General features: G+C 54.5%; 16 protein-coding genes. 6 read left to right on the top strand and 10 right to left on the bottom strand.

The annotated features are described in order from the left end of the window. The first annotated feature begins 238 nt into the window (after positions 1-238). Complete coding sequence (locus LDN84_RS21445) at positions 239-2,818, top strand: EAL domain-containing protein (protein ID WP_223905775.1); 2,580 nt, start codon at positions 239-241, stop codon at positions 2,816-2,818. 3 nt (positions 2,819-2,821) lie between these two features. Further along, positions 2,822-3,283 carry an Lrp/AsnC ligand binding domain-containing protein gene (locus LDN84_RS21440; RefSeq protein WP_223905773.1) on the top strand — a complete coding sequence of 154 codons (462 nt, stop codon included), beginning with the start codon at positions 2,822-2,824 and terminating at the stop codon, positions 3,281-3,283. A gap of 14 nt (positions 3,284-3,297) precedes the next feature. On the opposite strand, the gene LDN84_RS21435 is transcribed toward LDN84_RS21440, so the two are convergent. Beyond that, positions 3,298-3,990, bottom strand: coding sequence for a YggS family pyridoxal phosphate-dependent enzyme (locus LDN84_RS21435; protein WP_223905771.1), 693 nt, complete (start codon positions 3,988-3,990; stop codon positions 3,298-3,300). 63 nt (positions 3,991-4,053) lie between these two features. Here LDN84_RS21435 and LDN84_RS21430 point away from each other — a divergent pair, with 63 nt between their 5' ends. From LDN84_RS21430 to LDN84_RS21420, 3 genes are read left to right on the top strand one after another with little or no spacing between them, the layout of a single operon-like run. Continuing rightward, positions 4,054-5,097, top strand: coding sequence for a type IV pilus twitching motility protein PilT (locus LDN84_RS21430; protein ID WP_223905769.1), 1,044 nt, complete (start codon positions 4,054-4,056; stop codon positions 5,095-5,097). A 14-nt stretch (positions 5,098-5,111) separates the two neighbouring features. Continuing rightward, complete coding sequence (locus LDN84_RS21425; protein WP_223905767.1) at positions 5,112-6,248, top strand: PilT/PilU family type 4a pilus ATPase; 1,137 nt, start codon at positions 5,112-5,114, stop codon at positions 6,246-6,248. Positions 6,249-6,295: 47 nt separating this feature from the next. Further along, positions 6,296-7,213 carry an NAD(P)-dependent oxidoreductase gene (locus LDN84_RS21420; protein ID WP_223905765.1) on the top strand — a complete coding sequence of 306 codons (918 nt, stop codon included), beginning with the start codon at positions 6,296-6,298 and terminating at the stop codon, positions 7,211-7,213. A 132-nt stretch (positions 7,214-7,345) separates the two neighbouring features. Here LDN84_RS21420 and LDN84_RS21415 read toward each other — a convergent pair whose 3' ends face one another. The 3 genes from LDN84_RS21415 to LDN84_RS21405 all read right to left on the bottom strand — a co-directional run bounded on the left by LDN84_RS21415 (position 7,346) and on the right by LDN84_RS21405 (position 9,087). Next, complete coding sequence (locus LDN84_RS21415) at positions 7,346-8,011, bottom strand: BON domain-containing protein (protein WP_223905763.1); 666 nt, start codon at positions 8,009-8,011, stop codon at positions 7,346-7,348. After that, positions 8,008-8,607, bottom strand: a complete 600-nt coding sequence (locus LDN84_RS21410; RefSeq protein ID WP_223905761.1) for a phosphoheptose isomerase — start codon at positions 8,605-8,607, stop codon at positions 8,008-8,010. The genes LDN84_RS21415 and LDN84_RS21410 overlap by 4 nt, the downstream gene beginning before the upstream one ends. An 87-nt stretch (positions 8,608-8,694) precedes the next feature. Further along, positions 8,695-9,087, bottom strand: a complete 393-nt coding sequence (locus LDN84_RS21405; protein ID WP_223905759.1) for a YraN family protein — start codon at positions 9,085-9,087, stop codon at positions 8,695-8,697. Between the two features lie 2 nt (positions 9,088-9,089). Here LDN84_RS21405 and rsmI point away from each other — a divergent pair, with 2 nt between their 5' ends. Next, entirely contained in the window at positions 9,090-10,031 is a 942-nt protein-coding gene (gene rsmI, locus LDN84_RS21400; RefSeq protein WP_223905757.1) for a 16S rRNA (cytidine(1402)-2'-O)-methyltransferase, read from the top strand. 27 nt (positions 10,032-10,058) lie between these two features. Here rsmI and LDN84_RS21395 read toward each other — a convergent pair whose 3' ends face one another. From LDN84_RS21395 to LDN84_RS21370, 6 genes are read right to left on the bottom strand one after another with little or no spacing between them, the layout of a single operon-like run. Beyond that, positions 10,059-10,913: a M48 family metallopeptidase gene (locus tag LDN84_RS21395; RefSeq protein WP_223905755.1), complete on the bottom strand. Its 855-nt coding sequence runs from the start codon at positions 10,911-10,913 to the stop codon at positions 10,059-10,061. Between the two features lie 4 nt (positions 10,914-10,917). Further along, positions 10,918-13,290 (bottom strand): ATPase, T2SS/T4P/T4SS family, encoded by a 2,373-nt coding sequence (locus LDN84_RS21390; RefSeq protein WP_223905753.1) that lies wholly within the window; start codon positions 13,288-13,290, stop codon positions 10,918-10,920. A 2-nt stretch (positions 13,291-13,292) separates the two neighbouring features. Then, positions 13,293-15,554 carry a CHASE2 domain-containing protein gene (locus LDN84_RS21385; protein ID WP_223905751.1) on the bottom strand — a complete coding sequence of 754 codons (2,262 nt, stop codon included), beginning with the start codon at positions 15,552-15,554 and terminating at the stop codon, positions 13,293-13,295. A gap of 41 nt (positions 15,555-15,595) precedes the next feature. Continuing rightward, positions 15,596-16,231 carry an FHA domain-containing protein gene (locus LDN84_RS21380; RefSeq protein WP_223905749.1) on the bottom strand — a complete coding sequence of 212 codons (636 nt, stop codon included), beginning with the start codon at positions 16,229-16,231 and terminating at the stop codon, positions 15,596-15,598. A gap of 49 nt (positions 16,232-16,280) precedes the next feature. Beyond that, the gene (locus LDN84_RS21375) at positions 16,281-17,075 is read right to left on the bottom strand and encodes a Stp1/IreP family PP2C-type Ser/Thr phosphatase (RefSeq protein ID WP_223905747.1); all 795 of its coding nucleotides are present in this window, start codon (positions 17,073-17,075) and stop codon (positions 16,281-16,283) included. Positions 17,076-17,087: 12 nt separating this feature from the next. Continuing rightward, positions 17,088-19,787 carry a CHASE2 domain-containing serine/threonine-protein kinase gene (locus LDN84_RS21370; protein WP_223905745.1) on the bottom strand — a complete coding sequence of 900 codons (2,700 nt, stop codon included), beginning with the start codon at positions 19,785-19,787 and terminating at the stop codon, positions 17,088-17,090. Positions 19,788-20,082: the final 295 nt, after the last annotated feature.

Below are 20,082 nucleotides of genomic sequence, written 5' to 3'. Positions count from 1 at the left end.
TTCACTGTATTTTTGCCTTTATATAGTTTTAAATTCATCCATACTCGCAGGCCTGTAGCTTTCCCCTCAATGCGGGGCTACCGGATGGCCGACGAGGCGGGTATCACATGGTCCCATGCCACCACGGTGCCTGCGCCGCAAGGGGGATGGGTTGCGCGCTGTTCACGGCGATGCAGTTGCAGCACAATGCACCTTACTTTTCATCCCTGATACAACTGCTTACATGTGGTCAACTGACTTGAAATTTGGGCACCTCCATGGGCGTATGAGGCTGTGCTGGCTGGTCTGGCTGTGGCTTTGTACCCTGCCTGTCAGCGCACTGGCCGAGCATGCCATAGCCCCCACCCCCGTGGTGCGGGTGGGGGTGTACACCAATATGCCCAAAATCCTCATGGGCCAAGATGGGCAACCCAGCGGCATTTTGGGCGATGTGCTGGTGGCTATTGCCAAGCTGGAACACTGGCAGTTGGTGGCGGTGCCCTGCGAATGGCAAGCCTGCCTGAATGCCCTGCAAAACGGCCAGATTGACCTGATGCCCGATGTGGCCTTTACCGAGCAGCGTGCCGAGGTTTTTGACTTTCACACCACACCGGCACTGCTGAGCTGGTCGCAAATCTACAAGCGCAAAGGGGTGTCCATCAGAGCCATTCCTGACTTGAAAGACCAACGTATTGCCGTGGTGTCGGGCTCCATTCAGGCCAGTTTTCTGGCCACCATGCTCAGCAGTTTTGGCATCACCGCGCAACTGGTGCCGGTGGATTCGTTTGAACAGGGTTTTGAACGCGTGGCCCATGGCAAGCTGGATGCCGTGGCTGCCAACCGCTTTTTTGGCGACTTGCACGCGCCAAGCTACCAGCTTGAAGCCACCGCCATCGTTTTCCAGCCCGCCCAGCTGTTTTACGCCACCGCCAAAGGCAAGCACCCCGAGTTGCTGACCGCCATTGACCGGCATCTGGACCAGTGGCAACTCCAAAGTGATTCCCCTTCCGGCCAGGCGCTGCGGCGTTGGTTGCAAAAATCAATCCCATCCGTTATTCCCCCGATGATGTGGTGGGGCTTGGCTGTGCTGCTGGGCTTGCTGGGTTTGGTGAGCTTGGTTAACCTGTGGCTGCGCCGCCAGGTGACCCTGAAGACCCAGCACTTGCAAGCCAGTGAAACGCGGCTGAACATCATTCTCAACAGTGTCGATGCCTTCATCTACATCAAAGACCGCCAGCTGCGTTACCAATATGCCAACAGCAAGGTCTGCGAATTGTTTGGTCGCCCCCTGGATCAGGTGATGAACCAGACCGATGAGGTGTTTTTTGATGCGGTCACCGTCGCCAAACTGCGGATCAACGACTTGCGTGTGATTGAACGTGGTGAACGGGTGGAAGAAGAAGAGGTCAACCGCAGCTCGGATGGTCTTGTGGAGCACAGTTATGTGTCGGTCAAGTTGCCGCTGCGTGATGCCGAGGGCCACATTTACGCCTTGTGTGGCATCTCCACCGACATCACCAAGCGCAAACAGGCCGAAGAAGTTATTCACCAACTGGCGTTTTACGACCCGCTGACCGGCCTGCCCAACCGCCGTTTGCTGCAGGACCGGGTACAACAGTTGCTGATGACCCTGGCGCGTACCCCCCAGGGCGCGGCGCTGATGTTTATTGATGTGGACAACTTCAAGGACATCAACGACACCCTGGGTCACGACATGGGGGACGCACTGCTGCGCCAGATCACGCAGCGCATGAGCGAGTGCATCCGCGCCCAGGACACCCTGGCGCGCCAGGGTGGGGATGAGTTTGTGGTGATGCTGGTGGACTTGTCGGTGCAGCCCGACGTGGCCGCCAGTGAGGCCCAGCGGGTGGCACAAAAAATTCTGGCGCGACTCAATGTCCCCTACACCCTGGGCAACCTGCAGCACCAGGCCAGTGTGAGCATCGGCGTGGCCCTGGTGGATGCCGAGAACCCTTCGCGCGAAGAACTGTTCAAGCAAGCCGACCTGGCCATGTACCAGGCCAAGGCCGCCGGGCGTAATGCGCTGCGTTTCTTCAACCCCTCCATGCAAGCCAAGGTGATGGCCCGTACCACCCTGGAGGCTGATTTGCGCTGGGCGCTGGAGCATGATGAATTTGTGCTGTATTACCAACCCCAGGTGAATGCCCAAGGCCAGACACTGGGGTTCGAGGCGCTGGTGCGCTGGCAGCACCCGATGCGCGGGCTGGTGCCGCCCGGTGAATTTATTGCCACGGCCGAGTCTTGCGGCCTCATCGTGCCCCTGGGACGCTGGATCTTGCACACCGCCTGCCAACAACTGGTGGCATGGGCCAGCCAGGCACCACAAGACCAATGGACGATTGCCGTCAATGTGAGTGCCCAGCAGTTCCGCCAGACTGACTTTGTGGCCCAGGTCCAAAAGGTGCTGCAGAAAACCGGTGCCCATCCTGCCCGGCTGGAACTGGAGCTGACCGAAAGTCAATTGGTCGACGACATCCCCAGCGTGATTGACAAAATGGGCGCATTACGTGACCTGGGTGTGCGCTTGTCGCTGGATGATTTTGGTACGGGGTATTCTTCGCTCGCCATGCTCAAGCGGCTGCCGCTGAACCAGCTCAAGATTGATCAAGCGTTTGTGCGTGACATGCTGAAAGACCCGCAGGATGCAGCCATCATCCGGGCCATTGTCACCATGGGCGAAAGCTTGTCGCTGGACGTGATTGCCGAAGGCGTCGAGCTGACTGCGCAACGTGATGCGCTGCTGAGTCTGGGCTGCCGTTATTACCAGGGTTACCTGTTTGGTCGCCCCACCGCCCAGCCGACCCCCTGCCAGATGTGAACCATGGAACTTGACCGCATTGACCTGAAAATTTTGCACGCCTTGCAGCAAGACGGGCGCATCAGCAACCTCAAACTCTCGGAACTGGTGGCGCTGTCACCCACCGCCGTGCTGGCCCGGGTGCAGCGCCTGAGTAAAGAAGGTTTTATTGAAGGCTATGAGGCCCGGCTGAACCCGGCCAAGCTGGGCGCGGGCCTGATGGTGTTTGTGGAAGTGCTGTTGGACAAAACCACGCCCAATGTGTTTGAAGCCTTCAGGGCAGCGGTGCAGGTACGCCCCGAAATCATGGAGTGCCACATGGTGGCTGGTGGTTTTGACTACCTGCTGAAAACCCGCATGAAAGACATGAGCGCCTACCGCGCCTTTGCCGGCACGGTGTTGTGGCAATTGCCCGGTGTGCGTGAAACACGCACCTACGCGGTGATGGAAGAGGTGAAAAACACCACCCACTTGCCGCTGAAGTAGCCGCAGTTTCTGCCCTATTGGGGGTAATGTCGCCCGCCAAAAATAGCCGAGCCCACCCGCACCATCGTGCTGCCGCTGGTGATGGCGGCTTCCAGATCGGCACTCATACCCATCGACAAGGTGTCCAGCCCAAGACCTTCTGCATTTAAGGCATCAAATAGGGCTCTAGCGCTCTTGAATACTGTGCAAGCAGCTACAAAATCAGCAGCAGGTTCGGGGATGCACATCAGGCCACGCAAATGCAGTCCGGGTAATGGGGCAACCGCGCGCGCCAGGGCCAGTGCATCCACCGGAGCCACGCCCGACTTGGTGCTGCCGCCATCGATATTCACCTGCAAACACACCTGTAACGGTGGCAAGCTGGATGGGCGCTGCTCGCTCAGGCGCTGGGCAATTTTGAGTCGATCCACCGTGTGAACCCAGTCAAAGTGCTCGGCTACCAGACGGGTTTTGTTGCTCTGGATCGGGCCGATGCAATGCCATTGCAAGGGCAGGTGGCGCAGCTCGGTGATTTTTTGCACCGCTTCCTGGATGTAGTTTTCACCAAAGGCGGTTTGCCCGGCGGCAAAGGCGGCTTGCACGGCATCCGGGCCAAAAGTTTTCGACACCGCCAGCAAATGGACGCTGTTTTGAGGGCGGCCCGCAGCCAGACAGGCCGCATGGATTCGGTCGCGCACCGCCTGGAGCTGGGTTTGAATCGTGGTCATAATTGCGTAAAGACTCGTGAAGCCTTGAGCGTAACAAACATTGCATCAACCCAAGGGGAATTCGTGGATATCACCCAGCTGCTGGCCTTCAGCGTGAAAAACAAAGCATCCGACTTGCACCTCTCCGCCGGGTTGCCGCCGATGATCCGGGTGCACGGTGACGTGCGGCGCATCAACGTGGAGCCACTGGACCACAAACAGGTGCATGCCATGGTGTATGACATCATGAACGACTCTCAGCGCAAGCATTTTGAAGAGTTTCTGGAGATTGACTTTTCGTTCGAGATTGACGGGCTGGCGCGTTTCCGGGTGAATGCGTTCAACCAGCAGCGCGGCGCTGGCGCGGTGTTCCGAACGATTCCCAGCAAGATTTTGACGCTGGAGCAACTCAACTGCCCGAAGATTTTTGGCGAGCTGGCCCTGAAACCGCGTGGTCTGGTGCTGGTGACCGGCCCCACTGGCTCGGGCAAGTCCACCACCCTGGCGGCCATGGTGAACTACCTCAATGAGACCGAGTTTGGCCACATTCTGACGGTGGAAGACCCGATTGAATTTGTCCACGAGTCCAAAAAATGCCTGGTTAACCAGCGTGAGGTTGGGCCACACACCCAGAGTTTCGCCGCCGCTTTGCGCTCAGCCTTGCGCGAAGACCCGGACTGCATTCTGGTCGGTGAAATGCGTGACCTGGAAACCATCCGCCTGGCCATGACGGCTGCGGAAACCGGTCACCTGGTGTTTGGCACCTTGCACACCAGCAGCGCGGCCAAGACGATTGACCGGATCATTGACGTGTTTCCGGCGGAAGAAAAAGAGATGGTGCGCGCCATGCTCTCGGAGTCGCTGCAGGCGGTGATTTCACAAACCCTGTGTAAAACCAGAGACGGTCAGGGCCGGGTGGCGGCGCACGAGATCATGCTGGGCACCAGTGCCATCCGCAACCTGATCCGCGAAGCCAAGGTGGCGCAGATGTATTCCAGCATCCAGACCGGCAACAGCGTGGGTATGCAGACGCTGGATCAGAACCTGACCGACCTGGTGCGGCGCAACATCATCAGTCCGGCCGAAGCACGCTCCAAAGCCAAAATTCCTGACAACTTCCCGGGTTAAATTCAAAGGTTTTCATGGAACGCGATCAAGCCACGACTTTTATCACCGACCTGCTCAAGCTGATGCTTGGGCGCGGCGGCAGCGACCTGTTCATCACCGCAGAGTTCCCGCCCGCCATCAAGGTGGATGGCAAGGTGACCAAAGTGTCGCCCCAGCCGCTCAACAGTACCCACACCATCGCCCTGGCCCGCTCGATCATGAACGACAAGCAGGTGGCCGAATTCGAGCGCACCAAGGAATGCAACTTTGCCATTGCTCCCCCTGGTCTGGGGCGTTTTCGTGTGAATGCCTTCATGCAACAGAGCAAAGTGGGCATGGTGCTGCGAACCATTCCAAGCACGTTGCCGACCATTGACGGCTTGAAATTGCCGCCCGTGCTGAAAGAGGTGGTGAACAGCAAACGCGGGTTGTGCATCATGGTGGGGGCCACCGGTTCGGGCAAGTCGACTTCTTTGGCTGCCTTGGTGGACTGGCGTAATGAGTCCACCTTTGGTCACATCATCACCATTGAAGACCCGATTGAATTTGTCCACGCCCACAAAAATTGCGTCGTTACCCAGCGCGAAGTGGGTATTGACACCGACAGCTGGGGCGCAGCACTGAAAAACACCTTGCGCCAGGCCCCCGATGTGATTTTGATGGGCGAGATTCGTGACCGCGAAACCATGGAGCATGCCGTGTCTTTTGCCGAGACCGGCCACATGTGTCTGGCCACGTTACATGCCAACAGTGCCAATCAGGCGCTGGACCGTATCATCAACTTCTTTCCCGAAGAGCGCCGGGCGCAATTGTTGATGGATTTGTCGCTGAACTTGCGGGCGCTGGTGTCGCAACGGTTGCTGCCGAAACAGGATGGCAAAGGGCGGGTGGCGATGGTTGAAATCATGCTCAACTCACCCCTGATTTCAGATCTGATCTTCAAGGGTGAAGTGGCTGAAATCAAGGAAGTCATGAAAAAAAGCCGCAACATGGGCATGCAGACCTTTGACCAGGCGCTGTTTGATGCCTATGAGGCCAACCTGATCACCTATGAAGATGCCCTGCGCAACGCCGACTCCGTGAACGATTTACGCCTGCAAATCAAGCTCAACAGCCAGCGCAGCAAACGCCAGGATCTGGCCGCTGGTACCGAAAACCTGACCATCGTGTGATGACCTGAAGGTCATCACCCCCCCTTTTTTCAAATACGACCCAACTCATGAACACTCGTACCTACGACTCCACCCCATCCCGCCGCGTCGCCTTTTTGGGCTTGGGGGTGATGGGTTACCCCATGGCTGGGCACCTGGCACGTGCCGGGCACCAAGTCACGGTCTACAACCGGACTGCTTCAAAATCAATAGCTTGGTGTGCAGAATATACGGGAACTACAGGCCAAAATGACACTTTAAATCATGCCGCCACACCCCGTCTGGCTGTGCAAGGTGCGGAGCTGGTGTTTTGCTGCGTCGGCAATGATGACGATTTGCGCAGCGTGGTGTTGGGTGAGGACGGCGCTTTTGCCGGTATGGCACCTGGGGCGGTATTGGTAGACCACACCACGGCATCGGCCAATGTGGCGCGTGAACTGTATGCCTTAGCCAAGGCTCGCGGCCTGAATTTTGTCGACGCACCCGTCTCTGGTGGTCAGGCAGGTGCCCAAAACGGTGCACTGACGGTGATGTGTGGCGGGGATCTGGCCGCATTTGAGGTGGCCAAACCGGTGGCTATGGCATTTTCCAAAGCGTTTACCTACCTGGGCGACAGCGGGGCCGGACAACTGGCCAAAATGGTCAACCAGATTTGTATTGCCGGTCTGGTGCAGGGTTTGGCCGAGGCGATTGCCTTTGGCGACAAGGCCGGGCTGGACATGCCCCTGGTGCTGGATGTGATTGGCAAGGGTGCGGCGCAAAGCTGGCAAATGGACAACCGCGGTAAAACCATGGTGGATGGCAAGTTTGATTTTGGCTTTGCTGTGGACTGGATGCGCAAAGACCTGGGGCTGGTGCTGGATGAAGCCAAGCGCAATGGTGCCCGCTTGCCCGCGACGGCTCTGATCGACCAGTTTTATGCCGATATCCAGCAAATGGGCGGCCGCCGTTGGGACACTTCCAGCCTGATCAAACGCTTGAAGTAGAACCACCTGTGCCGCACCCTCCCCTCAAGGGGGCCACACCGGCAGACCGGCAAAGCTGGTTCTGTGGTGTTCCGGGTTAAACCCTGGCCGCTCTAGCTGAACGGGGCAAGGTGAGCTTTTGGGAGATAGCGACTACTTGACCGGTGTCGCTTTGGCTTCGGGAGCAGGTTGGGGCAGCATGTTGCGCAACTCGTCCTCGGAAATGATTTCAAACACCCGCACGACCTTTTGCACACCACTTGTTGTGCGGGTAATGTCGGTGGCGCGGTCTGCTTCACGCTGGGTCACGCGGCCCATCAGGTAAACGATACCCCGCTCGGTGATCACCTTGAACGAGTTGGAAAACAGGTCTTTCGCATCCACTAAACCAGCTTTGACCTTGCCGGTGACCAACGTGTCGGAGGATCGCTGTGTCAAGGTGGCGTTGCCCAATACCGCCAGCTCGTTGACCACCAGTTGCACATTCTCAACACGTGAGACCACTTGCTCTACCAACTGTTTGTCTTGCTCGCTGGGAACTTCACCCGATAGCAACACGCGCCGGTTGTAGCTGTTGACATTGACATGTACCCGATCCCCCAGATTTTCGCGAACACGGCTGGCCGCACGCAGCTCAATACCTTCGTCTTCCAGTTGGGTGCCCGAGGTACGCCGGTCGGTGGCTACCAGTCCGCCACCCAACATGGCCCCACCCATCACCACAGGGAAACAGGCGGTCAGACTGCTGCCCAATGTGATGGCCAGCGTCAAGGTGGTCAATAGCCGTTGGGGACTGAAATGAAGGGAGGTTGGGGTCATAGTGAAGTTTCCTGATCGCCTAGTAACAATGCATCTACCGCGTCACACAAGCAGTGCAGCGTGAGCAAATGCACTTCCTGCACTCGGGCAGTACGGTCATGGGGCACCGAAATATGGACATCGGTGTCACGCAGTGCCTGGTTCATTTTGCCGCCACCACGGCCACTCAGTCCAATCACCACCATGTCACGCTCGTGGGCGGCTTCAATGGCGGCCAGCACATTGGCCGAATTGCCGCTGGTGGAAATGGCCAGCAGCACGTCACCGGGTTGCCCCAGTGCACGCACCTGACGCGAGAACACCACGTTGAAGTCGTAATCATTGGCAATGGCCGTCAGGATCGAACTGTCGGTGGTCAGGGCAATGGCTGCCAGTTCAGGGCGTTCACGCTCAAAACGACCGACAAATTCGGCTGAAAAGTGTTGCGCATCGGCGGCCGAGCCGCCATTACCGCAGCTCAGCACTTTGCCGCCACTGGTGACGCAGGCCAGCAAGGCCTGTACCGCATCGGCAATAGGTTTGCTCAGCAAGGGCGCCGCATGGTATTTGAGGTCGGCACTGTCGATGAAATGTTGTTGAATTCGTTGTTCCAGCATGGCCGTGATGATACCCGCGACAAGCTGAACCCATGCTTAAGTGCGGGATGTGGCCTCAAAAGCGCATGGTTTTTGTCCCAAGCTGCTTTAGCTTGCCTCAAATGCAGCCTTCAACCAGGTGATCGTGCCAAATTCCACCGTAACCACATCAAAACGGCAGGGTGGAAGGCTGCTCAAACGCATCAGGTAGTGGCGTGCGGCCAACACGATGCGTCGCTGTTTGAGCGCACCCACACTGGCGGCGGCACCACCATGGCTGGCTGTTTTGCGCTGGCGCACTTCGACAAACACACAGGTGCCATCCGGCGTACGCATGATCAGGTCAATTTCGCCACCGCCTCGCCCGGGGGTTCGATAATTGCGCACAAGTAAGCGTAGACCTGCGTGTTGCAGGTGTGCCAACGCTGCGTCTTCTGCTGCGTCGCCCACCTGTTTGGTGGTGGGCTGGTTGGCCTGCTTTTTTGCTTGAGGAATAAACATTGATGTCACACCCTGTCTTGTCGGTTGCCGCCACTTATGCCACGGCGCTGCGTGCCGCTTCTGATGCGGCGGGTAGCCAGAATTATCGGCCGGGCACCCTGTTTGTGGTGGCTACTCCCATTGGCAATCTGGCCGACATCAGCCTGCGGGCACTGCATGTGCTGCAATTGGCGGATGTGGTGGCCTGTGAAGACACCCGGCATACCCAGGCTATGTTACGTGCCTATGGCATTGACAAGGCTCCTGCACAGTTGTTAGCGGTTCACCAACACAATGAAATGCAGGCTGCACAAACTGTGATTGAGCGCTTGCAGCAGGGTGCACGTGTCGCTTATGTGAGTGATGCGGGTACACCGGCCATCAGTGACCCCGGCGCGCGGCTGGTGCTGGAGGTGCGCCAAGCCCGACTGCCTGTGGTGCCATTGCCAGGGGCCAGCAGTGTCATCACGGTGTTGAGTGCCGCTGGTATTGCACCGGATGCCCATCAGCATGGTGAATTTGTGTTTATTGGCTTTTTATCCAGCAAAACCACCGAGCGCCGGGTGGCGGTGACCGCCCTGAGTCAGGAGCCCCGCGCGGTGGTGCTGCTGGAGGCACCACACCGCATGGAGGCGTTGGCTGACGCGCTGTCTGCATTAGGACCACGCCAACTCACGGTGGGGCGAGAGCTGACCAAACAGTTTGAAGAGATTGCTACCTTGGCAGCGCAGGATTTACCGGGCTGGCTGGCTGAGGATGCCAACCGCTTGCGGGGTGAGTTTGCACTGGTCTTGCACCCTGCACTGGTCACCCCGTCTGACGGGGCAGATACCCGGGTGTTGCAATTGTTGTTGGCCGAGCTACCACTCAAAACAGCGGTGAAGCTGGCTGCAGACATCACTGGCGAGCCACGTAACGCCTTGTATGAGCGCGCCTTGGAATGGAAGAAGCGGGAAACCGAGTAATGCAGCCAACACCAATGTGATGGCCTGTCACCGGAGCGGCTCAACACCTGCACGCTGGTACAAAGGCAACACTTTGGGTAAATTGGCCTGAATGTCCGCAATCCGGGTGTTGCCAGAGGGGTGGGTGGACAACCACTGTGGCGGAGCACCTTTGTTGGCTGCGGCCATTTTTTGCCACAAGCTCACCCCGGCACGCGGGTCAAACCCGGCACGGGCGGCCAGTTCCATTCCTACCAGATCGGCCTCGGACTCATCACTACGACTGAATTGCAAGGTCAGCAACTGCGTTCCGTAACTGGTCACGGTTTGCCCCAGCTGACCCAACCCCAGTACGCTGCTGAGCAAGTTGGCACCGATGCCGGTTGCCGCATTTTTGCCCATACGCTCACGGGCATGTTCACGCAGCGCATGGGCGATCTCATGTCCCATGACAGTCGCCACTTCATCGTCGGTCAGTTTGAGTTGCTCCAAAATGCCTGAGTAAAAAGCAATTTTTCCCCCGGGCATACAAAATGCATTGATTTGTTTGCTGCCAATCAAGTTCACTTCCCAATGCCAATTTCTGGCACGCGGGTTCCATGCCAAAGCATGCGGAATGATTTTTTTGGCGATTGCGCGCAGTCGCCGAACCTGTGGATGGTCTGGGCCACCCAGTGCGTTCTTGCTGGCAGCTTGCTGCAACATTTGCGCATACTGCTGTGCCGCAGATTGTTCAATGGTGTCCGCCGAGACCAGTTGTGTGAAGATTGAATTGCCCCCCACATTCACGCCTTCGCGTGAAGTGGTTTGCGCCAGACCAGCGGTTGGCGCAAGCAGCAAGATGCCGGAGGTTTGAAGGAAACCACGGCGTTGGAGACATAAACAAAAGGGCGTGCAGGTCATAGGCTTATTTGATACAGACGGATCTGACCATTTTCAGGTCAGTCAAGCCCATCATGACTTTTTCCATACCGTCCATTTTGAGGGTACGCATGCCGCCTTCGACCGCAGCGGCAAAGATTTCAGCCACCCGTGCACGCTCCTGGATAAGTTTTTTGATGCCGTCGTTGGCGATCAATAGTTCATGCAGGCCAACGCGACCCTTGTAGCCAGTCTGGCCACATTTTTCACACCCTTTATGGCGGTAAAACTTGATGACTCCATCCTCGGAAAATTCCTGTTTCCAACGGCTCAGCAATTTGATCATTTCACCCTGGTAATCAGCCTTCCAGCTGGCTGAGTGGCGCAGTTCCTCCACATACTCTGTGGCAAACAGCTTGAGCTCTTCAGCATCTGGTACGTAAGACTCTTTGCATACACACAATTTTTTGGCCAGACGTTGCGCCAGAATACCCAGCAGGGCATCGGCAAAATTGAAGGGGTCCATGCCCATGTCCAGTAAGCGGGTGATGGACTCAGGCGCTGAGTTGGTGTGTAAGGTAGAAAACACCAAGTGACCTGTTAGCGAAGCTTCAACACCCATGGCCACCGTTTCATGGTCGCGTGACTCACCCACCATGATGATGTCGGGGTCAGCACGCAAAAATGCCCGCATCACGAGGGCAAAGTCAATGCCGGCTTTTTTATTGATCTGCACTTGGCGCAGGCCCTTTTGGGTGATTTCCACCGGATCTTCCGCGGTCCATATTTTGGTGTCCGGGGTGTTGAGGTGCTTCAAAATGCTGTGCAGTGTGGTGGTTTTGCCCGAACCGGTAGGACCGCACACATAAAACAAGCCGTAGGGTTTTTCAATGGTCTGGATCACCCTGGCTTTGTTGTGCGGCGTCAGTCCAAGCTTATCAAGAGGGATTGGTTCACCCGCCGCCAGAATCCGCATCACCACATCTTCCACTCCACCTGCCGATGGAATGGTGGCCACCCGCAGTTCGATGTCAATAGGGCCGTATTTTTTGAATTTGATTTTGCCGTCTTGTGGTTTTCGGCGCTCGGAAATATCCAGGTCACACATGATTTTCAGGCGCGTGACCATGGCTTGACGGAAATGTGCCGGCACTTCAATATAGGGTTGCAAGGAGCCATCAATGCGGAAACGGATACCGGTTTTGAGTTTGCCCGGCATCGGCTCAATGTGAATGTCTGATGCTCCTTGGTGGTAAGCATCCATAATGACTTTGTTGACAAATTTCACCAGCTCGTTATCTGCAGCTGCCGACTCCAGCGAGTCATCGTTGCTGCCATCGTCCATTGGCGAGCTATCCATGTCGGCCAGCATTTCATCAATGCTACCGCCCGTGGCCTGTACCCCAAATATTTGCCCCAGGGTGTCATGAAATTCAGCATGGGTGGTCACACGGTAGACAAATTTGCTGGTTTTGGAGAAAACCTGTTGCACGATGCGTGAACTACGCACGGCCTCAGGATCCAGGCACATGATGACGAGACCCGCTGGAGACTCTTCCAGTGGCACCCATCCCTGCTCTTCAATGAACTCCCGCTTGAGTGACCCATGCAGCATCTCGGCACGAATGTGTCCAGGTGAGAACGGCTCATATGGCACACCGAAAAACTTGGCCAATGAAGCACCAATTTGAGCCGGACGTACTTTGTAATGGGTCAGCAGCACTTTTTCTGCCGGAAAACCTTCTGTGCGAGCTTCTTGCAGACACTTTTGTAGTTCATCCGCTGTCATGACACCGTCTGAAACCAGGCCATCATACTTGGTGACCATGCGTCGTACGCTCTCTTCAGCCTCATGTATGCGATGCCGTATGGCGGTGGCAAGTGTTTTGCTGAGTTGTGATACACCCTCGACTTCAAGCTCGCCAAAGGTTTGGTCACTCTTGTTGTTGATGACTTGAAGTACACCGTACAAGATTGGTCCATCCATGATGGGGGCGACCAGCATTTGTTTGGTGCGATAGCCAGAGCGCTTGTCTACCTCTTTCAAGAAAGTTAACGAAGGGTGGATCTTCTTCAGGGCTTCGTCGTCGTATACATCGGGTAGATTAAGCAGCTTGTGACTGAACGCCACATAACCGGCAATACTTTGCGGGGTGATGGGCAGCTTGAGATCACGGCTGCTGTTGAGGCCGGTTTTAACTTTCGAAACAATGGCTGTGTGGTCATCATTCACCACATACAGAGTCAAACGGTCAGAGTTAAAGAGTTTGCAGATGTCTTGGCTGGCCTCCAGCATGATCTGCTCGATGTTGACGGTTTCATGAATGCGGGCCGTCACATGCTGCAACTGCTTGTAAAAAAGGGCTTCGAAAGTCATGCCGGAACGTTCGCCGCTGTGAAACTTGATGCCTATGGTCATGATTACTTGGTCTCAAAATTGGTGGCACCATCCCAACCGGGAATCTTGGGGTGCTGGCGTTGGACATCTACGCGTTGTGCATACAGTTGGTAGAGCAACTTGGTATTGTCGATATGCAAAAGTTGGGCGATCAACGTGGTCGCTTCATCATGATCTTGTTCACGGTAAGCCGTCAAAAAAGCGTCCCAAACGGCCAACTCCCGAGCTTTCTTGGCTTCAAGCTGACCCACTGCCGCCAACGGTGTAAAGATGGCAATGACTTGCTGCTTGCCTTTGACACGCACCAAATCAAGCTCTTGCCAGACAAAATTACTGGCCAATATCCGCGTAGACTCACTCACCACCGTGCTGACACCATACACCTTGCACAAGCCTTCCAGCCGGGAACCGATGTTGACAGCATCACCAATCACGGTGTAACTGCGTCGGATGTTGGAACCCATATCACCCACATACATTTGCCCGGTATTGATGCCAATACCCCATCCAATGTTGAAATGGATGTGTGAAAACTCACCTGCTTTGTAGGCCTGATTGATGCGGCTAAGTGCCTGGGTCATTTCAACGGCTGCTTTGACCGCCAATTGAGCATGCATTGGTGAAACGATAGGAGCGCCCCAAAACGCCATGACACAGTCCCCCATGTATTTGTCCACCGTACCGCGGTTGGCTCCAATCACTTGTGTCAATTCGCTGAAGACGTGGTTGAGCAACTGCTGCAGTTGCAGTGGTGCGAGTTTTTCAGACATTTCGGTAAAACCCCGCATGTCACAGAACATCACGGTGAGTTCATCGCTTCTGGCGCGCATGCTGTAGTTGTCTGGATCTTTGACCATCTCGCGCACAACTTCCGGCGGTACGTAGGTACCGAACAAGGCGATCAGGTCCCGACGTGAACGTGAAGCCACGAGGTAGCCATACCCCACATTCAATATAAAAATAGCTGCAGCCATCAACCACACAGATGCCAGACCCATGACCACGCTGTGTGCCTGATACAGCCACCAATGGATACCCCCAAGGACAACTAACACCCCCAGACTCAGCGCTACAGCAACAGGAGCACGAAGCATGGGCAAAGAAAGAGTCAACATCAGACCAACGAAGATGATCAGCAACGCCTCATAGCCTTTTGAATGTGCTGGTTTGATCAAAAACCGCCGATCCAATAAACTGGCCAACGCATTGGCCTGCACTTCAATGCCAGGATAGGTGGCATTAACCGGTGTTGCACGCAAATCCACAATCCCAGGAGCCGTGGTACCCAGTAGCGCAATTTTTCCGCGTAATTGCGCCACAGGTACCCGCCCGGACAGTACATCGCTAGCAGACAAATAATTGAAAGACCCCCCTTGGGGGCCACCTTTTCCACGAAAAGGTATCAACAACCCACCTGTTGAATCCAACGGAATCGTGAATGATTTGTCTGGCCACTTAAGTACCACACTTTGTAACTCCGCATTTTTCTCCGTCTGCCGCAGGTCAGAAGACCACCCTGGTGTCACTTGCGGCATACCGATCAAGCGACGAAACATGGCAAGGGTGAGGGACTCATAGTATTGACCCTCATACCGGACAAGCAACGGCAGGGTTCGCACGACACCGTCAGTGTCAGTGCGAGAGTTAAAAAAACCAGCCAAGGGGGCCGCTTGTGCCAACGGCGCGATATTGGCTCCGTAACCACTCCAATCCAGCATGGGTACATTGCGGTTGAACACATCCTGTGCGCTCATCACGGGTGCTGGTAGCACCCCATTGGTTCGCCCCTGCTGCTCACTGGAAAAATAATAGCCTAAAACCACAGGCCGGTCAGCCAATGACTTGGCAAACACAGCGTCATAATCCAAGGACGGTGTGAGTTGTGCCAAGTGCGTCAAAAAACCAGCATCATGACTCAGTGCTTGCTGCGCCAGGGCTTGAAGTTGGTTCAGGCCCGAGCTGACATCTGCCTCAGCAAACACAACGTCAAAACCAAGCAGGGAAATTTGATACTGATCAAACAGGGATTGTGTCAATGCTGCCATTTTGTTGCGGGACCAAGGCCAACGCCCCAATTCAGCCAGGCTTTTTTCATCTACATCAACGATGACAATGCGTGTATCCAGCGTATTGGGCATGGTGGCACGTAAACGTGCGTCATAGACCATGGCATCCAGGCGATCCAATACATCAATTTGCCAAATACCCAAACTATGCAGTAGCGCCAACAGCAACGGAACCAGTGACAACAGCAGACGCTGCCAGTGTCGAATCAGAAAGGACATGGGCTGCGTCAATAAAAGCCTATGCTCAAGTCAGCCAGAAATCATGACTGAATAAACTGCATGTGTGTACCAGCCAACACAATTTGATCGCCGGAATTAAGTACCACTGGCTCAGTACCCACCATGACCCCATTGAGTGTCGGTTGAGCCCCTCCTTCGACATGACAAATCTGGAAATGGTGTTGCCTGCGGGTAATCGCTGCCACCGCGACACCAGGCTTGCCAATCGTGGTCACTACCTTGGTGAGGGCCATTTCCCGACCAGCCGCTGGACCTGACACAACCTTGATAGCGCCATGAATGTCCACCACTGGAGCTGGAGGCGGGGAGGGTGGAACCGCAGATGGGCGTGCTTTGACCAACATGGTTTTTTCAAAATCATCGGCTACCGGGTGATTTTCAAACTTGAGTTTGTATTTACCAAGTTCCAATACATCGCCATGGATGAGTGTCTGTTTTTTGACAGCTTTGCCATTGACAAACGTCCCATTGGTGCTGTTCAAGTCTTCCACTGAAACCTGTCCGGCAAGCATTCTCAAAATAGCATGCTCACCACTGACAGCCAGGTTATCGATCACAATGTCGTTGTAAGGTCGCCGTCCGACTGTGGTTTGATCTTTGGTCAGCGGAACTTCCTTGATCACAACATCATCGATCGTGACAATTACCTTTGGCATGATCGCCTCCTGCATTTAGAAAAAATAAAACTTGTATCCATCATGTCCACTAATGCTTCGAGCGGCCAAACCAAGATGACATGAGCCCCGCAGGCACTGCTGGAGCCTGGGCTTTTATCAGAAGCACGGCTATGTTATCGCGTCCACCACTGGCATTGGCTGCTTTGATGAGTTCTGTGGCCAACGATTCAAGTGATGTACCAATTTTCAAGATATTCGCAATGTCTTCTTCTTGGACCATGTCCGTGAGGCCATCCGAACACATCAGGTAAATGTCGTCGGCTTCAACCAAGTAAGTGCCTACGTCGATCCTCAAATCATCTTCGGCACCTAATGCGCGTGTCAACAAATTTTTTCCAGGGGCAATTTCCGCCTGCTCGGGTGTCAACAATCCAGCATCCACCTGTTCTTGGAGCATGGAGTGGTCTTTGGTAAGTTGCACCAGTTGATTGGCTCGGTATCTGTAACAACGTGAATCACCCACATGCCCGAGTGTTAGGCTGGCCTCTTGAAAAACTCCAACCACCAGTGTGGTGCCCATGCCTGCATACTGTGGATTGGATACAGCTGCCTGCAGGATCGATTGGTTGACTTTGCGGGCGCAAATATCGATAGCTTTCCCAATTTTCTCCGCATCAGCATTTTGTGCGCCAGAAGACAACCAGCGTACTAATTCAGACTGCATAAACACGGTGGCCATGCCACTGGCCACCTCACCAGCGTTGTACCCCCCCATGCCATCAGCCAAAACGGCCACGCGATGGGGTTCGTCGAAGCTGGCTGAATCCTCGTTGTTATTGCGTACACGCCCTTGATCTGTGAGTGCAAAAAATTGGTATTTCATAAAGTGGATGAATTAAATTTCCAGATCTGGCGGTCGATTTTTCATGTCTTTCGGCGCAGTCACTGTGGTCGACAAAAAATCCGTCTTTTCAAATGAGGTGGCCGACAGGGGTTCCGTGGCCGCAAAGGTTTGCGTCTTTTCGAACCCTGTATCTGTTGAAACAATTTTGTTCTCAGGTTGGTTCAACATCGACATACCATTTGGCGACATTGCCGATAGCGTGGCATTCAAATCTCGCGCCATCTCCTCGCCATCTGCATACCGAAGTTGAGGGTTTTTTGTCAAAGCACGCTGTACGACAGCAGCCAGCGAGGTTGGTAAACCAGCGCGGATCGTCTGCAGGCTAGGGGCTTCTTCGTTCGCAATTTTGTACATCAGCTCTGTCATTGATTCGCCACGGAACGGTAGTACACCAGTAAGCAATTGAAACAACATGACCCCCAGCGAATACAAGTCTGATCGGCCATCCACTTTTTTGCCAGCCAATTGTTCCGGTGACATAAAACTGGGGGTGCCCAGCACCAATCCTGTTTTTGTTTTGCTGGAGTCTGTGATCCGGGCAATACCAAAATCAGTCACCTTGACGGTATCTGTCGCCACTTCATACATGATATTTGCCGGTTTGATGTCACGGTGAACCACATGCTGGCGGTGCGCATATGCCAGCGCTTGTGCGACCCGCGCCACAATTGATACCACCACGGGAACCGCCAATAAGTGCCCTGGCTTGGCAAACTCTGTCAAGTCTTTGCCTTTGAGGAACTCCATGGCAATATAAGCCAGATCGTGCTCTTCTCCAGCATCAAAAATGGTCACAATGTTCTGATGCTGCAGTCGGCCTGCAGTTTCTGCCTCCCGGAAAAACCGCTGCCTGGCATCCACCAGATCATCACCCTCAAACTCACTACTCAAGGCCAAGGTTTTGATGGCTACAACACGACCAATTTTGGGGTCTTTGCCAAGATACACCACACCCATAGCCCCTTTACCAAGCTCTTTTTCAACTTGGTAGCGGCCCAACATGGGTTTTTCTACGGCACCTTCTGCCAATACCATGGTGCCACCAGGATGCCCACTTGATCCACCCAGCATCACCGTTTCTGATAAATTTTTGGCCCGGTTGAGCTTAACTTTCAGGTCTTTGAATCCGGCATTAAAACTGGCCATGTGTTCATAGACTGCTTGGGCTTTGTTGAATTGGCGTTTGCGTTCAAAGTCAAGTGCCAAGTTGTAGAGGTTGTCCATGACATCTGGACCCAGAGGCACACGGCGAAAACGATCAAATGCCATGTCAAGCTGTCCTTGTCCCTGCAGTGCCAAACCCATCATGCGGTTGGTTTCAGCAGACTCCTCATCCGCCTTGATCTTGCCTGCCTCAGTGAACAAAAAACGCTTGGTGGTTAAGGCAAGATGTCCAAGCAGCAACAACGCGGCCGGAAATACCAATGGAATCCAGATTGCCTGACCCGACAACAAGCCAAATTCGGTCAACAGCAATGCCAGAAACAACACACTGGTGGATGCAGCGGACATTCCTGCTGAAAGCATAGGCATTGCAAAAATAAGATACAAACTCACTATGGCCAACACCAGAGGCCCCACCCAGACACCCCACGAAGGCTGAACAATAAAGTGTTCCTGAAGAATACTTGAGGTGATATGGGCAATGGTTTCAGCTGGAGACAGCGACGGATTGCCTGGCACCGGAAACTGCGTACCCACTCCTGCTGCGGTGGCACCAATCACCACCACTTTGCCCGCATATTTGGATGCGGGTATCTTGCCAGTAAGCACGTCATAAAAAGAATCCACGGCAAAAGCAGGTTTGCCATCACGCCCTGGGTAAAACTGGGGCAGCATAAGGGCAGAAGTATCCGTTTTGATGCGTAATTGCCCGATCTGAACAGACTCACCCGGTATCAGCTTGATGTCCGAGGTGTTCAGGTTCAAGCTATTAAGCGCTGCCAGCAACGCCATGGATGGCACCGCATGACCATAATAATTGATCAGCAAGGGCTCTTGTCGTACGGCACCGTCCACATCCTGCAATTGATTAAGGTGTCCCACACCAGCGGCTGCAGAACCGAGACTGGCCATAGGCCATTGGCCTTTGCTTGCTGGAAGTGAAAACCCCTGACTTTCTTCGATCGTACTAGCCGCAGCAAAGTCTGGTAGTGCAACATCGGGCCGACCCTGTGGATGGCCTAGCGTAAACACAGATGGAATAATGACATTGCCAGCGGCTTTGAAGCTGCGAGCAAGTTGCCCATCGGTATCTAGCTCAGATTCAGCCTTGGCGATCACCCCGGTCAATTGGCGATGGCTCTCTGTTGAGTCCAGTGCAACATCTTCTGACAGAAGCAACTCTTTCATCTGGCGAATAAAACCTAGGCCACGATCCACCTGAGGCTCAAAGAAAAATGCCGTATGCACGATGGTTTTGGCTTTAGCCTGTGCCAATTGATCAATCAATTTGGCATGAACGTCACGCGACCAAGGCCAGCGTCCAATGTTGGCAATACTTTGATCGTCTATGGCAATTACTGCAATCTGATTGGAAGGCTGCCGTGACGTACTGGTGCTTGCAAAATCGTAAAAGCGCCGCTCAAGGGTACTAATCGCATCGGTTGAAATATGCAACATCACCACCGCAGCCACCAGCAACAAGGCAGCAAACGCATCAGAGCGAAAAAGTGAATTTGATTTAGCCATTAACACCATCGTTTCTGATCAATTTTGACATCCTTCTACACCTTAAAACCGGATATCAAAAGTACACCACCCCCTGTTTTTGTGCCTGACGGCCCAAGTAGGTACCGGTCAACCACACCAGCAGCGCTCTTACTATCCCGAAAATGTACTGCCAAGCTCCCTGCTAAGGCAACCATGCGATAAAGGCCGGAGCACTGCGCGCCATGATGCCTGTAATCCAGCCTGGCTGAATGCCAATCAGGTTAATTTACCTAACGGTCAGCCAAAAATACAGAGTTAAAAATTGTTCCAATTC

The organism is Rhodoferax lithotrophicus, assembly GCF_019973615.1.
GTDB classification, from domain to species: domain Bacteria; phylum Pseudomonadota; class Gammaproteobacteria; order Burkholderiales; family Burkholderiaceae_C; genus Rhodoferax; species Rhodoferax lithotrophicus.
This window is presented reverse-complemented; position numbering and strand designations above follow the sequence as displayed.

Coding starts and splice junctions, on each gene's coding strand:
- LDN84_RS21370 (WP_223905745.1), bottom strand. CDS start 19,787: ATGGCTAAATCAAATTCACTTTTTCGCTCTGATGCGTTTGCTGCCTTG.
- LDN84_RS21380 (WP_223905749.1), bottom strand. CDS start 16,231: ATGCCAAAGGTAATTGTCACGATCGATGATGTTGTGATCAAGGAAGTT.
- LDN84_RS21405 (WP_223905759.1), bottom strand. CDS start 9,087: ATGTTTATTCCTCAAGCAAAAAAGCAGGCCAACCAGCCCACCACCAAA.
- LDN84_RS21395 (WP_223905755.1), bottom strand. CDS start 10,913: ATGACCTGCACGCCCTTTTGTTTATGTCTCCAACGCCGTGGTTTCCTT.
- LDN84_RS21425 (WP_223905767.1), top strand. CDS start 5,112: ATGGAACGCGATCAAGCCACGACTTTTATCACCGACCTGCTCAAGCTG.
- LDN84_RS21420 (WP_223905765.1), top strand. CDS start 6,296: ATGAACACTCGTACCTACGACTCCACCCCATCCCGCCGCGTCGCCTTT.
- LDN84_RS21440 (WP_223905773.1), top strand. CDS start 2,822: ATGGAACTTGACCGCATTGACCTGAAAATTTTGCACGCCTTGCAGCAA.
- LDN84_RS21385 (WP_223905751.1), bottom strand. CDS start 15,554: ATGTCCTTTCTGATTCGACACTGGCAGCGTCTGCTGTTGTCACTGGTT.
- LDN84_RS21410 (WP_223905761.1), bottom strand. CDS start 8,607: ATGCTGGAACAACGAATTCAACAACATTTCATCGACAGTGCCGACCTC.
- LDN84_RS21415 (WP_223905763.1), bottom strand. CDS start 8,011: ATGACCCCAACCTCCCTTCATTTCAGTCCCCAACGGCTATTGACCACC.
- rsmI (WP_223905757.1), top strand. CDS start 9,090: ATGTCACACCCTGTCTTGTCGGTTGCCGCCACTTATGCCACGGCGCTG.
- LDN84_RS21375 (WP_223905747.1), bottom strand. CDS start 17,075: ATGAAATACCAATTTTTTGCACTCACAGATCAAGGGCGTGTACGCAAT.
- LDN84_RS21390 (WP_223905753.1), bottom strand. CDS start 13,290: ATGACCATAGGCATCAAGTTTCACAGCGGCGAACGTTCCGGCATGACT.
- LDN84_RS21435 (WP_223905771.1), bottom strand. CDS start 3,990: ATGACCACGATTCAAACCCAGCTCCAGGCGGTGCGCGACCGAATCCAT.